The sequence below is a fragment of the Spirillospora sp. NBC_01491 genome (assembly GCF_036227065.1).
Taxonomy (GTDB): Bacteria; Actinomycetota; Actinomycetes; order Streptosporangiales; family Streptosporangiaceae; genus Spirillospora; species Spirillospora xylanilytica.
The window spans coordinates 8,225,850-8,237,536 of sequence record NZ_CP109432.1; the positions used below are offsets into that span (position 1 = coordinate 8,225,850).

Below are 11,687 nucleotides of genomic sequence, written 5' to 3' on the forward strand. Positions count from 1 at the left end.
GGCGCCCCGGGCGGACGTCCGGGGGACGGGGTCAGCGGTGTGCGAGTGCGAGGAGCCCGTCGGCCAGGCCGCCGCGCCAGCAGGCGAGGTCGTGACCGCCGCCGTACTCGGTGAACGCGACGTCGCGGCCGTGGGCGCGGAGCATGTCGCGGAACCGCCGGACGGCGGGCCGCAGCCGCCATTCGTTCCGTCCGACCTCCAGGTAGAACCGCACGCGCGGCGGGGGCGAGCCCGCGGAGGCGCGGGTGAGCGCCTCACCGTCCAGCCAGAACGCGCCGGACTGCGCGAGGACGTTCCCGAACCGGCCGGGTGCGCGCAGCGCCGCGGCGGCGGCCGTCAGCCCGCCGAGACTCTGTCCCGCGATGGTCGACCGGGCCGGATCGGCGGTCACCGGCCAGTGCCGCGACGCCCAGCGCGGAAGCTCGCCGGTGAGGAAGGCCAGGAACGGCTCGTCGCCGCCGAGTTCGGCGTCGCGCACGGCGGCGTCGCCGGAGGCGGGCATCAGCGCGACCATCGGCGGGACGAGGCCCTCGGCGATCAGGTTGTCGAGCGTCGGCGCGATCGGCACGGTCTCCGCCCACAGCCCGCCGTCGAGCAGGACGAGCAGGTCGGGCGACTCCACCGGCCCCGCCGGGACGTACACGTGCACGGTGCGCGCGGTGCCGAGGGCGGCGCTCGGGACCAGGTGCGCGGTGACGGTCCCGCGCGGGACGCCCGGCCGGGCGTCCCGCCACGGCTGCGGGGGAGCGCCGGGCAGCTCCAGCACCGAGGTCGTGACGCCCGGGATCCAGGACGGGAGCGTCTCGGGGTTGAGCGGGTCGGGCACCGCGCCGCGCCTCACCCGCGCCCAGGACTCCGGGTCGGCGGTGTCGACCGGGCCGTCGGACGGGTGGAACTGGTAGGTGGCGCGCAGATCGGAGGGGAACCGGAACGTGCGGTGCCATCCGCCGTTGCCCGGGAGCCGCTCCATCAGCATCGGCCCGGGATCGTGGCGCTGCCCCTCCGAGACCGTGTTGACCAGCACCAGGACCTGCGCCGCGTCCCCCTGCCAGAGGAACGTCACGGCGTGGTGCCCGCCGCCCAGGTCGCGGACCGGCGGGCCCGTCCCGGGCCGCGCCTCCGGAGGCGGTCCGTTCAGGACCTCCAAGGGCTTGAACGGCTCGATCTGCTCGCCGGACGGCCCGGTCACTTCGCCGAGACCACGGTCACGGCTTTCGCGTTCGCTTTCGGGGCCGTGGACGGGACGACGACGGGCGCGCCGTCGCCGGGGGCGCTGAGGATGTCGGCGTCGACGTCGTAGAGGGCGCGGATCAGCGCGGAGTCGACGACGTCCTTCGGCGGGCCGGAGGCGACGACCTTCCCGTCCCGCATCGCCACCAGCACGTCGGCGTAGCGGGCGGCGGAGGCGATGTCGTGCAGCACCATGACCACGGTGCGGCCCCCGCCCGCCACAGACCGCACCAGCCCGAGGACCTCCACCTGGTGGCCGAGGTCGAGCGCGCTGGTCGGCTCGTCGAGCAGCGTCACCGGCGTCTGCTGCGCCAGCACCATCGCCAGCCAGCAGCGCTGCCGCTGCCCGCCCGACAGCCGGTCGACGCGGCGGCCCGCGAGGCCGGTCACGCCGGTGGCGGCCATCGCCTCGGCCGCGATCCGCTCGTCGCCCCGCGACCACTGGCGGAACAGCCCCTGGTGCGGGTGCCGGCCGTAGGCGACGAGCCCGGCGACCGTGATGCCCTCGGGCGCGACCGGCGCCTGGGGGAGCAGGGTGACGTGGTGGGCGGCCTGCCGGGGCCGCAGCTTCCAGACGTCGTGGCCGCCGACGGTGATCCGTCCCGCCAGTGGCCGGTGCAGGCGGGCCATGCCGCGCAGCAGTGTGGACTTGCCGCAGCCGTTCGGGCCGACGATCGCGACCACCTGTCCCGGCGGGACCCGCAGGTCGACGCCGTCCACGGCGACCAGCCCGGGATAGCCGGACCGGACCCCCTCGACCACCAGTTCCACGGACGCTCCTCGTCGGTCAGGCGCGCTGCTCGCGCAGCAGCACGTACAGCAGGAAGGGGCCGGCGACGATGCCGGCGATCGCCCCGGCCGGGACCTCGGTGTCGCCCATCACGGTCCGGCCGATGGTGTCGGCGAGCGCGACGCACACCGCCCCGACCAGTGCGGACGCGACCAGCGGCACCCGGGCGGGCCCGGTCAGGCGGGCGGCGACGACGGGGGCGCTGAGCGCGATGAAGCCGATCGGGCCGCCGACGCCGACGGCGAGGCCGGCCAGCGCGGTCGCGGTGGCCAGTACCAGCAGCCGGGTCCGGCCGGGATCGGTGCCGAGCACCCGCACCACGTCCTCGCCGAAGCGCAGCAGCCGCAGCCGCCGCCCGGCGAGCAGCGCGAGCGGGAGCAGCACGGCGAGCCCGGCGGCGAGCGCGGCGGCCGAGGAGTAGCCGCGGCCGTTCAGGCTGCCGACGCTCCAGGTGAACATCGCCTCCGCGAGATCGAGGTCCTTCTTGGCCAGCAGCAGCTCGACCAGCGAGCGCAGGATCGCGGCCACGGCCAGGCCGACCACCAGCACCCGGTAGCCCCGCGCGCCCGTCCCGCCCGACAGCAGCAGGACGAGCCCGGCGGCCAGCAGCGCCCCGAGCGGCCCCGACCACCACGCGCCGAGGCCGCCGGCGCCGCCCGCCAGGGCGAGCAGGACCGAGAGCGTCGCGCCCTCGTTCACACCGAGGAAGTCGGGGGTGGCCAGCCGGTTGCGGGCCAGCGTCTGGGTCAGGCAGCCGGCGGCGCCGAGCGCCGCGCCGACCAGCATCCCCGCGACGATCCGGGGCAGGCCGAACTCCCGGACCATCAGCACGGCCGCGCGGCTCCCCCGGCCGAACAGCGCGCCGAGCGCGTCCGCGGGGGACAGGACCGAGGAGCCGAGGACCACGCACCCGGCGAGGACGAGCGCGGTCAGCGCAGCCAGCCCGAGCACCGCGAGCGCCCCGCGGCGCGGGATCAGCACCGACCGGCCGCCGCTCCGCAGGACGAGGCTGTCGCCCGGCCCGGCCGCCCGCCGTGCGCGGCGCGCCCCGGGCGCCGTGCGGGACGCGCCGCCGGAGCCGGAGAGGTCGCCGGGGGTGCCGAGCAGCAGCACGTTCCTTGAGCGCACCATCACGATCAGCAGCGGCCCGCCGATCAGTGCCAGGACCAGCGCCACCGACGTCTCGAACGGTTTGATCAGGACCCGGGCGACGACGTCGGCGGCGACCAGCACCGCCGGGCCGACCAGGGCGGCGGCGGCGAGCTGCGCCCCGGTCCGGGGGCCCATCAGCCGCCGCGCCGCGTACCCGGCGACCAGGCCGAGGAAGGTCAGCGGCCCGGCGAGCGCGACCGACCCGGCGGCCAGCAGCGTCACCGCGACCGCGACGGTCACGCGGGTGACCGCGGGGCGGTGCCCGAGCGCGCGGGCGGCGTCGTCGCCGAGCGACAGCGCCGACAGCGGGCGGATCGCGGGCAGCGCCGCCAGCGCGCCGAGGGCCAGCACGGGCAGCACGCCGGTGAGGGATTCGGCCGTGACGCCGGCCAGCGAGCCCAGCACCCAGAACCGGTACTCGTCGTAGGTCCGGCCCGACCCGAGCACGATGAAGTTGATCAGGCCGCCGACGGTGCCGGTGATCGCGGCGCCGGCCAGCACCAGCCGCAGCGGCGAGGCGCCGGCGCGGCCCGCGCCGGCCAGCACGAGCACCAGCAGGCTGGCGGCGAGGGCGCCGCCGAGCGCCCAGGGGACGTAGCCGAAGCCCGCTCCGGCGCCGAAGGCGGAGATGCCGACGACCACGCCGAGCGCCGCGCCGCCGTTCACCCCGAGGAGGCCGGTCTCGGCGAGCGGGTTGCGGGTGGCGGCCTGGAGCAGCGCGCCCGCCAGCCCGAGCGCCGCTCCGAGGGCGAGGCCCGCGAGCGTGCGCGGCAGCCGCAGGGTGGCCACGACGGTGTGGAGCCGCCCGTCGTCGCGGGCGTCCGCCCGGCCGAGTAGATAGCCGATCACCTGGCCCGGACGGGTGTCGCCGGCGCCCACCAGCAGCGAGACCAGCGCGAGCGCGGCGACCAGCGCGGCGAGGCCCCCGAGCACCGCGAGCACCCGCGGGCCGCCGGTGCGGGACGGCCGCGCGGCGGGCGCCGGGGGCGTCGCCCGGGGCGCGGCGGACACGGCGGACGGCGAAGACATAAGGGAAGGCTAACCTAACTTTCCTTCGAACCCCAGTGATGACGATCACCCGCGGCCGGGGGTTGACGGCCGCCGCCCGGTCCGCGAATTTAGGCAAGGTATCCCTAACTTAGGTTTGCCTAAGTCAGTTCGCCGCCGAGCGAGGAGCCGCATGGACCGCACCGGGATCGAGGGCAGGACCGCCGTGGTGACCGGGGCGGCCCGGGGCATCGGCGCCGCCGTCGCCCGCGCCCTCGCCGAGGCCGGCGCCCGCGTCGCGGTCGTCGACGTCGACGCGGCCGGCGCCGCGGCGGTCGCGGCCGGGCTCCCCGGCCCCGCGCTGGCCTGCCCGGCCGACGTGTCCGACCCCGCCGCCGTCGAGGACCTCACCGGACGCGCCGAACGCGAGCTCGGCCCGATCGGCGTCCTGGTCAACGCGGCCGGGATCCTGCGTCCCGGCCCCGCGCTGGAGGTGACCGACGCCGACTGGGCCGCGACCCTCGCGGTCAACGCGGGCGGCGTCCTCCACACCTGCCGCGCCGTCGCCCGCAGGATGGTGCCGCGCCGCGCGGGCGTGATCGTCACCGTCGCCTCCAACGCCGCCCGGGTACCCCGCACTCAGCTCGCCGCCTACGCCGCGTCCAAGGCCGCCGCGGTGCAGTACACCAAGTGCCTCGGGCTGGAGCTGGCCGAGCACGGCATCCGCTGCAACATCGTCTCGCCCGGCTCCACCGACACCGCCATGCAGCGCGACCTGTGGGCCGACCCGGCCGAAGGCGTCCGCTCGGCCGTCGAGGGCGACCCCGCCGCCTACCGGACGGGCATCCCGCTCGGCCGCGTCGCCGATCCCGCCGACGTCGCCGACGCCGTCCGGTTCCTGGTGTCCGACCGGGCCCGGCACATCACCCTGCACGACCTCTACGTCGACGGCGGCGCCTCCCTGCGCGGCTGACCGCCCCCCCGGGGACCTCCGTCCCCGAGCGAACCCGGACCTCCGTCCCCGAGCGAAAGGGCCGTTTGCCCCATGACCACCGCCCACGGTGTCGCCACCGACGCGGCCGGGCTGCTGACCGACTACCGGCCGGGATCCTCGTTCTTCTTCTCCTCGCCCGAACGCACCCTCCTCGCCCAGGGCACCTGGGCCGACGTCCCCGCCGCCCCGCACGCCCCGCGCACCCTGCCCGGACGGGCCGCGAGCGCCCTCGGCACGGCGGCCCGGTCGGGACACCGCGACCCGATCGTGGTCGGCGCCCTGCCCTTCCGGCCCGACGCGCCCGCGCGGCTGTTCGTCCCCGCCACCGTGCAGCGGACCGGGCCCGCCACCGGCGCGCCGCCCGCCCGCTTCGGGCACGACCACAAGCCGCCGCCCGTCCCACGCGTCACGATCCGGTCGCTTCCCGAACCGGCCGAGTACGAGCGCGCCGTGGCGAAGGCGCTCGGCCGGCTCGCCGGCGGCGGCCTCCAGAAGGTCGTCCTCGCACGGGCACTGCACCTCACCGCCGCCGGACGGGTCGACGCCGCCCGCCTCCTGCGCAACCTCGCCGCGGGCGACCCGCACGGCCACCTCTACGCCGTGACCGTCGCGGGGCACCCCGGGAACCGCACGCTGCTCGGCGCGAGCCCCGAGCTTCTGGTCTCCCGGCGCGGGTCCGAGGTCGTCTCGCATCCGCTCGCCGGGTCCGCCGCCCGCAGCGCCGACCCCGCCGAGGACGAGCGCCGCGCCGCCGCGCTGCTGGAGTCGGCCAAGGACCTGCACGAGCACGCCCTCGTGGTGGACGCCGTCGCCCGCGCCCTGCGCCCGTACTGCCCGCGGCTCGACGTCCCGTCCCGGCCCGCGCTGGTCCGCACCGACACCATGTGGCACCTCGGCACCCGCGTCACCGGGCGCCTCGCCGACCCGCGCGTCACCGCGCTCGACCTCGCCGTCGCGCTCCACCCGACCCCCGCCGTCTGCGGCACCCCCGCCCCCGCCGCCCGCGCCGTCATCGCCGAGCTCGAGCCCTTCGACCGCGGCTTCTACGGCGGCGCCGTCGGCTGGTGCGACGCGTCCGGCGACGGCGAGTGGGCGGTCACCATCCGCTGCGCCGAGGCCCAGGGCCGCGTGCTGCGGCTGTTCGCCGGCGCCGGGATCGTGCCGGGCTCCGAACCCGCCGGCGAGCTGGCCGAGACGGCCGCCAAGTTCCGCACCCTGCTGCGCGCCCTCGGCCTGGACGACGCCGGGGACATGGAGGCGACGGCCTGATGCTGCCCGGTGCCGTCCCCTGGCCGCAGGAGTACGCCGCCCGCTACCGCGCGGCCGGGTACTGGCGCGGCCGGACGCTCGGCACGCTGCTGCGGGACGCGGCGGCCGAGCACGGCGACCGCGCGGCCGTCGTCGGCGGCGAGGCCCGCTGGACCTACGCCGAACTGGACCGGCGCGCCGACCGCCTCGCCGCCGGGCTGCGCGGCCTCGGGATCGGCGACCGCGACCGGGTCGTCGTCCAGCTCCCGAACGTCCCGGAGTTCCTCGCGGTCTGCTTCGCGCTGTTCCGGCTCGGCGCGATCCCGGTCTTCGCGCTGCCCTCGCACCGCGCCGCCGAGATCGGCTACTTCCTGGAGCACGCCGGGGCCGCCGCCTACATCGTCCCCGACCGGCACGCGGGCTTCGACCACCGCGCCCTGGCCCGCGAGCTGAAGGCCCGCCGCGTCATCGTCGCGGGCGAGGCGCAGGAGTTCACCGCGCTTGCCGACCTGGACGCCGACCCGGTGGGACTGCCCGGCCCCGACCCGTCCGACGTGGCGCTGATGCAGCTCTCCGGCGGGACGACCGGGACGCCCAAGCTCATCCCGCGCACCCACGACGACTACCTCTACAGCTTCCGCGCCAGCGCCGAGATCTGCGGCCTCACCCCCGAGAGCGTCTACCTGTGCGCGCTGCCGGTCGCGCACAACTTCCCGATGAGCTCGCCCGGCGTGTTCGGCGCGCTCGCCGCCGGAGCGAAGGTCGTGATGGCGCCGCGGCCCGGCCCGGACGCGGCCTTCCCGCTGATCGAGCGGGAGGGCGTCACGATCACCGGGCTCGTCCCGCCGCTCGCGCTGGTCTGGATGGAGGCGGCGCGGGCCGCCCGGCACGACCTGTCGTCGCTGCGGGTGCTCCAGGTCGGCGGCGCCAAGTTCGGCGCCGAGGCCGCCGCCCGCGTGCGCGGCGCCCTCGGCTGCGCCGTCCAGCAGGTCTTCGGGATGGCCGAGGGCCTGGTCAACTACACCCGGCTGGACGACCCCGAGGACGTGCGCGTCGGCACCCAGGGACGGCCCATCTCCCCGGCCGACGAGGTCCGCGTCGTCGACGCCGCGGACCGCGACGTCGGGCCGGGGGAGACCGGGCACCTCCTCACCCGCGGCCCGTACACGATCCGCGGCTACTACCGGGCCGAGGCGCACAACGCCGCCGCGTTCACCCCGGACGGCTTCTACCGCACCGGCGACGTCGTCCGCCGCACCGCGGACGGGCACCTGATCGTCGAGGGCCGCACCAAGGACCAGATCAACCGCGGCGGCGAGAAGATCGCCGCGGAGGAGGTCGAGAACCACCTCCTGGCCCATCCCGCGGTGCACGACGCCGCCGTGGTCGCCGTCCCCGACGCGCTGCTCGGCGAGCGCACCTGCGCCGTGGTGATCCCGCGCGGCGCGCCGCCTCGGGCCCCCGAGCTCAAGGCGTTCCTGCGCGGGCGCGGCATCGCCGCGTACAAGATCCCCGACCGGATCGAGTTCACCGAGCGCTTCCCGCACACCGGCGTCGGCAAGGTCAGCAAGCGCGACCTGCGCGCCGCCCTCGCCCGCGGGCTCGCCCGCGGCCCGTCCGTCCCGCCCCCTCGATAGGAGCCGGCCCATGGCCATCCCCGCCATCGCCCCGTACCCGATGCCCGCCGAGCACGACCTGCCCGAGCCCCGGGTGCGCTGGACGCCCGACCCGCGCCGCGCCGTCCTGCTCGTCCACGACATGCAGAACTACTTCTTGGACGCCTACGCCGGAGACCCGCTGCCCGCCCTGCTAAAGAACATCGCCCGGCTCCGCGCCGTCGCCGCCGCCACCGGCGTCCCCGTCGTGTACTCCGCGCAGCCCGGCGCGCAGACCCGCGAGCAGCGCGGCCTGTTGCGGGACTTCTGGGGCGACGGCATCGGCCCCACCGCCCGCGAGCGCGGCATCGTCGACGAGCTCGCGCCCGGTGAGGACGACACCGTCCTCACCAAGTGGCGCTACAGCGCGTTCGTCCGGACCGACCTGGCCGATCTGCTCCTGCCCGCCGGACGGGACCAGCTCATCGTCACCGGCGTGTACGCGCACATCGGCTGCCAGACCACCGCGGTCGAGGCGTTCTCGCGCGACGTCCAGCCGTTCTTCGTCGCCGACGCCGTCGCCGACTTCTCCGCCGGCCACCACCGCGCCGCCCTCACCTACGCCGCGCAGCGCTGCGCGACCACGACGACCACCGCCCGCCTCGCGGACGCGCTGAGCGGCGTCGCCGCCGGCACCGCCTGAAGGAGAGGAAGACCGTGCATCAGACGCGCGACGAGCTGCGCTCCGACGTTGCCGGACTGCTGGACCTGGACCCGGCCGAGCTCGGCTTCGAGGACGACCTGATCGACGCCGGGCTCGACTCGATCCGGGTGATGATGCTGATCGAGCGGTGGCGGGACCGCGGCGCCGAGATCGGCTTCGCCGAGCTGGCCGAGACGCCCACCCTCGCCGGCTGGCACGCCCTGCTCTCGGGGGGAGGCCGCTGACCACTGGACCGGACGGCCCGGATGGGGTAAGCCTGTGCTTACTATGGTGAACACGCGGAGACTGATCGTGCACGGCCCCGAGACCGTGTCCTGGCGGGTGGTGCTCGACCCGCTGATGATGATCGCCGGGGTGCGGGCGCTCATGTTGCAGGCGTTGCAGCCGACCACGATGCGCGGGGTCTGGCAGAACTCCGACTTCCTCCGGGAACCCCTCGAACGGCTCTTCAACACCGCCAACTTCGTCGCCGTCACCACCGTCGGCACGCCGGAGCAGGCGGCCGGGCTCGGCGCCCGCGTCCGCGGCGTGCACAAGCGGCTGCGGATCGAGGACCCCGACACCGGCCGCACCCACCGGGTCGACGACCCCGAGCTGCTGCTGTGGGTGCACTGCGCCGAGGTGTCCTCCTACCTGGAGGTGATCGAGCGCGGCGGCCTCAAGCTCACCCGCGCCGAGAAGGACCGCTACTACGACGAGCAGCGGCACACCGCCACCTACGTCGGCCTGCACGCCGAAGAGGTCCCGGGCGGCGTCGCCGAGATGGACGCCTACTTCGCGGCGGCCCGGACCGACCTGGACCTGCGGGTGATCCCCGAGTCCCGCGCGACCGTGCGCTTCCTGCTGTGGCCGAGGGTGCCGCACAAGCTGCGGTTCCTCGCGCCGCTCAAGGCGCTGTGGTTCCCGGTCGGCGCGCTCGCCTACTACGCGCTGCCGCGCTGGGCCCGCGACCACTACCGGGCGCTGCCCGAGTTCCCCGGCGCCGGCCCGCTGGTCGGCGTCGGCCTCAGGCTCGCCCGGCTCGGCGTCATCGCCGTCCCGTCGAAGCTGCGGGCACGCGCGTTCAAGCCGGAGACCCGCGAGCTGATGGCCGACCTGCACACCCGGCTGGAGGAGTGCGGCATCCCGTCGCGCCGCAACCTGCTGCGCGTCCGCGCCGACCCGGACGACGCCGGGGCTCCCGCCACCCGTGCGTCCGCCTAGGTGCTAGGCGGACGCGGGAGGCGAGTCGACGCGCTGCGAGAGCAGCTGCCCGGGCCATTCACCGACGTTGAACGTCCGGACCGGGTCGAAGCCGTTGCCCCGGTAGTACCCGACCAGGCGGCCGTCGTCGCCCCCATAGCAGTCGACCCGCACCAGGCCGACGCCCAGGCGCCGCGCCTCGTCGAGGGCGTGGGCGATGAGCGCCGAGCCGACGCCGTGGCCGGCGAACTCGCGGTCGGTCACCAGCAGGCCGATGTACAGCTCGGGCTCGTCCGCGGCCGAGACGTAGTGCGGCGGCGCCGGACCGGTCGCCATCACGCCCGCCGGACGGCCGTCCACCCGCGCGACCCAGACGTCCTCGTCGCGCGCGATGGCGGTGATGCGCTCCACCCGCTTGGGGTCCGCCGACCAGGGCTCGGAGCCCCACTGGCCGGGACGCCCGTTCCGCACGAGCCACGCAACGGCACCGTCCAGCATCGCCAGGATCAGCGGCGCGTCCGCGGCACCGCCTCGGATGATCTCCATGCCCACCTCCACTGCCCGGAATACTGGCATATCCCGCGAGTCCCGGAGACACCGGCTCAGGCGGCGATGAACGCCTCCGCGCGGCGGAACAGGCCCAAGGTGATGGAGTGCAGCAGGTCGCCGGTCTCCTTCGGGGCCTTCCCCGCGCACGCGCGCGCGTGCGTGCCCTCCAGCACGATGCCGAGCTTGAAGCAGGCGAGCACCGCGTACCAGGTGATGGCCGACAGGTCGCGGCCCGCCGTCGCGTCCGCCCGCTCGGCGTACGCGGCGACCAGCTCGTCCGGCCCGGGGAGCCCGCCCGCGTCGCCGAGCGGCCCGGCGAGCGCCGCGCTCTCGTCGTCGTCGCCCGGCCAGGTGGCCAGCAGCCAGCCGAGGTCGAGCAGCGGGTCGCCGATCGTGCACATCTCCCAGTCGACGATCGCCGCGACGCCGGGCCCGCCGTGGGAGTACATCAGGTTGGCCAGGTGGTAGTCGCCGTGCATGACCCCGGGACGCCAGGTCGCGGGCCGCCCGGCCTCCAGCCACCGCGCGACCCGGCCAAGGCCGGGGATGTCGGGCCCGGGATAGCCCGCCAGCTCGCGGTAGGACTCCAGCTCGGACGTCCAGCGGCCGACCTGCCGCTCCAGGAACCCCTCGGGCTTGCCGAACCCGGCCAGGCCCACGGCCTCGTGGTCGACCGCCCCGAGCGCCGACAGCGCGCGCGCCGCGTTCAGGCCCATCGCGTGCCGCACCGCCGCGTCGCGGGTGTGCCGCTCGGGCAGGGACACCGAGGCGTTGAAGCCCTCCACCGGCGTCATCAGGTAGAACACCGCGCCGCCCATGACCCGCTCGTCCGGGCAGGCGGCGATGATCCTGGGCGCGGGCACGCCGGTGCCGTCGAGCGCCGCCAGCACCCGCGCCTCGCGGCGGAGCACCTCGTTGGTCCTGGCCCGCAGATGCCGGGGGCCGCGCCGCAGCACGTAGTCACGGCCCCCGCGGCTGAAGCGGATCAGCACGTTCTGCGTGCCGCCGGACAGGTGCGCGGCGTTCTCGAAGGGCCCGCCCGGCAGCCCCTCCGCGTCCATCCAGCCGTCCAGGACGGCGAAGTCCACGAGCTCCGGGTCGATCTGCTCAGGCTGCTCCACGGCGACCCCTTTCAGGCGCACGGTCGTTCCGGAGAGCAACAATGCCGCACGCGCATGCAGTCAGGCTCCGGACTCGCACGACACCGGGATCCGCGCCGACCGGCACCCCGCCACG

At 76.2% G+C, this 11,687-nt stretch carries 11 protein-coding genes; 6 read left to right on the top strand and 5 right to left on the bottom strand.

Features of this window, described 5'->3' with window-relative positions:
- Nucleotides 1-31: 31 nt before the first annotated feature.
- Genes OHA34_RS38225 through OHA34_RS38235 form a run of 3 tightly spaced genes read right to left on the bottom strand, consistent with a single transcriptional unit; the run spans nt 32 to nt 4,201 of the window.
- Nucleotides 32-1,189: an alpha/beta hydrolase-fold protein gene (locus OHA34_RS38225; RefSeq protein ID WP_329520314.1), complete on the bottom strand. Its 1,158-nt coding sequence runs from the start codon at nt 1,187-1,189 to the stop codon at nt 32-34.
- A complete protein-coding gene (locus tag OHA34_RS38230) occupies nt 1,186-2,001 on the bottom strand; it encodes an ABC transporter ATP-binding protein (protein WP_329520315.1) in 816 nt (271 codons plus the stop codon). The genes OHA34_RS38225 and OHA34_RS38230 overlap by 4 nt, the downstream gene beginning before the upstream one ends.
- A 16-nt stretch (nt 2,002-2,017) precedes the next feature.
- Entirely contained in the window at nt 2,018-4,201 is a 2,184-nt protein-coding gene (locus OHA34_RS38235) for an iron chelate uptake ABC transporter family permease subunit (protein WP_329520316.1), read from the bottom strand.
- 151 nt (nt 4,202-4,352) lie between these two features.
- Here OHA34_RS38235 and OHA34_RS38240 point away from each other — a divergent pair, with 151 nt between their 5' ends.
- The 6 genes from OHA34_RS38240 to OHA34_RS38265 all read left to right on the top strand — a co-directional run bounded on the left by OHA34_RS38240 (nt 4,353) and on the right by OHA34_RS38265 (nt 9,923).
- Nucleotides 4,353-5,132 (top strand): 2,3-dihydro-2,3-dihydroxybenzoate dehydrogenase, encoded by a 780-nt coding sequence (locus tag OHA34_RS38240; protein WP_285936328.1) that lies wholly within the window; start codon nt 4,353-4,355, stop codon nt 5,130-5,132.
- Nucleotides 5,133-5,204: 72 nt separating this feature from the next.
- The gene (gene dhbC / locus OHA34_RS38245) at nt 5,205-6,422 is read left to right on the top strand and encodes an isochorismate synthase DhbC (protein WP_285936327.1); all 1,218 of its coding nucleotides are present in this window, start codon (nt 5,205-5,207) and stop codon (nt 6,420-6,422) included.
- Nucleotides 6,422-8,038 carry a (2,3-dihydroxybenzoyl)adenylate synthase gene (locus tag OHA34_RS38250; RefSeq protein ID WP_329520317.1) on the top strand — a complete coding sequence of 539 codons (1,617 nt, stop codon included), beginning with the start codon at nt 6,422-6,424 and terminating at the stop codon, nt 8,036-8,038. The genes dhbC and OHA34_RS38250 overlap by 1 nt, the downstream gene beginning before the upstream one ends.
- A gap of 10 nt (nt 8,039-8,048) precedes the next feature.
- The gene (locus OHA34_RS38255) at nt 8,049-8,699 is read left to right on the top strand and encodes an isochorismatase family protein (RefSeq protein WP_285936325.1); all 651 of its coding nucleotides are present in this window, start codon (nt 8,049-8,051) and stop codon (nt 8,697-8,699) included.
- Nucleotides 8,700-8,713: 14 nt separating this feature from the next.
- Nucleotides 8,714-8,944, top strand: coding sequence for a phosphopantetheine-binding protein (locus OHA34_RS38260; RefSeq protein WP_285936324.1), 231 nt, complete (start codon nt 8,714-8,716; stop codon nt 8,942-8,944).
- A 43-nt stretch (nt 8,945-8,987) separates the two neighbouring features.
- A complete protein-coding gene (locus tag OHA34_RS38265; protein ID WP_443029609.1) occupies nt 8,988-9,923 on the top strand; it encodes an oxygenase MpaB family protein in 936 nt (311 codons plus the stop codon).
- Nucleotides 9,924-9,926: 3 nt separating this feature from the next.
- Here the strand turns inward: OHA34_RS38265 and OHA34_RS38270 are convergent, their stop codons facing one another.
- Both OHA34_RS38270 and OHA34_RS38275 read right to left on the bottom strand, forming a co-directional pair.
- Complete coding sequence (locus tag OHA34_RS38270; RefSeq protein WP_285936322.1) at nt 9,927-10,448, bottom strand: GNAT family N-acetyltransferase; 522 nt, start codon at nt 10,446-10,448, stop codon at nt 9,927-9,929.
- 56 nt (nt 10,449-10,504) lie between these two features.
- Entirely contained in the window at nt 10,505-11,572 is a 1,068-nt protein-coding gene (locus tag OHA34_RS38275) for a phosphotransferase family protein (protein ID WP_285936321.1), read from the bottom strand.
- Nucleotides 11,573-11,687 lie beyond the last annotated feature (115 nt).

What these genes read in the sequence shown, in the direction of transcription:
- OHA34_RS38250 (WP_329520317.1), top strand. Translation starts at nt 6,422, where the DNA reads ATGCTGCCCGGTGCCGTCCCCTGGCCGCAGGAGTACGCCGCCCGCTAC.
- OHA34_RS38265 (WP_443029609.1), top strand. Translation starts at nt 8,988, where the DNA reads ATGGTGAACACGCGGAGACTGATCGTGCACGGCCCCGAGACCGTGTCC.
- OHA34_RS38255 (WP_285936325.1), top strand. Translation starts at nt 8,049, where the DNA reads ATGGCCATCCCCGCCATCGCCCCGTACCCGATGCCCGCCGAGCACGAC.
- dhbC (WP_285936327.1), top strand. Translation starts at nt 5,205, where the DNA reads ATGACCACCGCCCACGGTGTCGCCACCGACGCGGCCGGGCTGCTGACC.
- OHA34_RS38270 (WP_285936322.1), bottom strand. Translation starts at nt 10,448, where the DNA reads ATGGAGATCATCCGAGGCGGTGCCGCGGACGCGCCGCTGATCCTGGCG.
- OHA34_RS38235 (WP_329520316.1), bottom strand. Translation starts at nt 4,201, where the DNA reads ATGTCTTCGCCGTCCGCCGTGTCCGCCGCGCCCCGGGCGACGCCCCCG.
- OHA34_RS38240 (WP_285936328.1), top strand. Translation starts at nt 4,353, where the DNA reads ATGGACCGCACCGGGATCGAGGGCAGGACCGCCGTGGTGACCGGGGCG.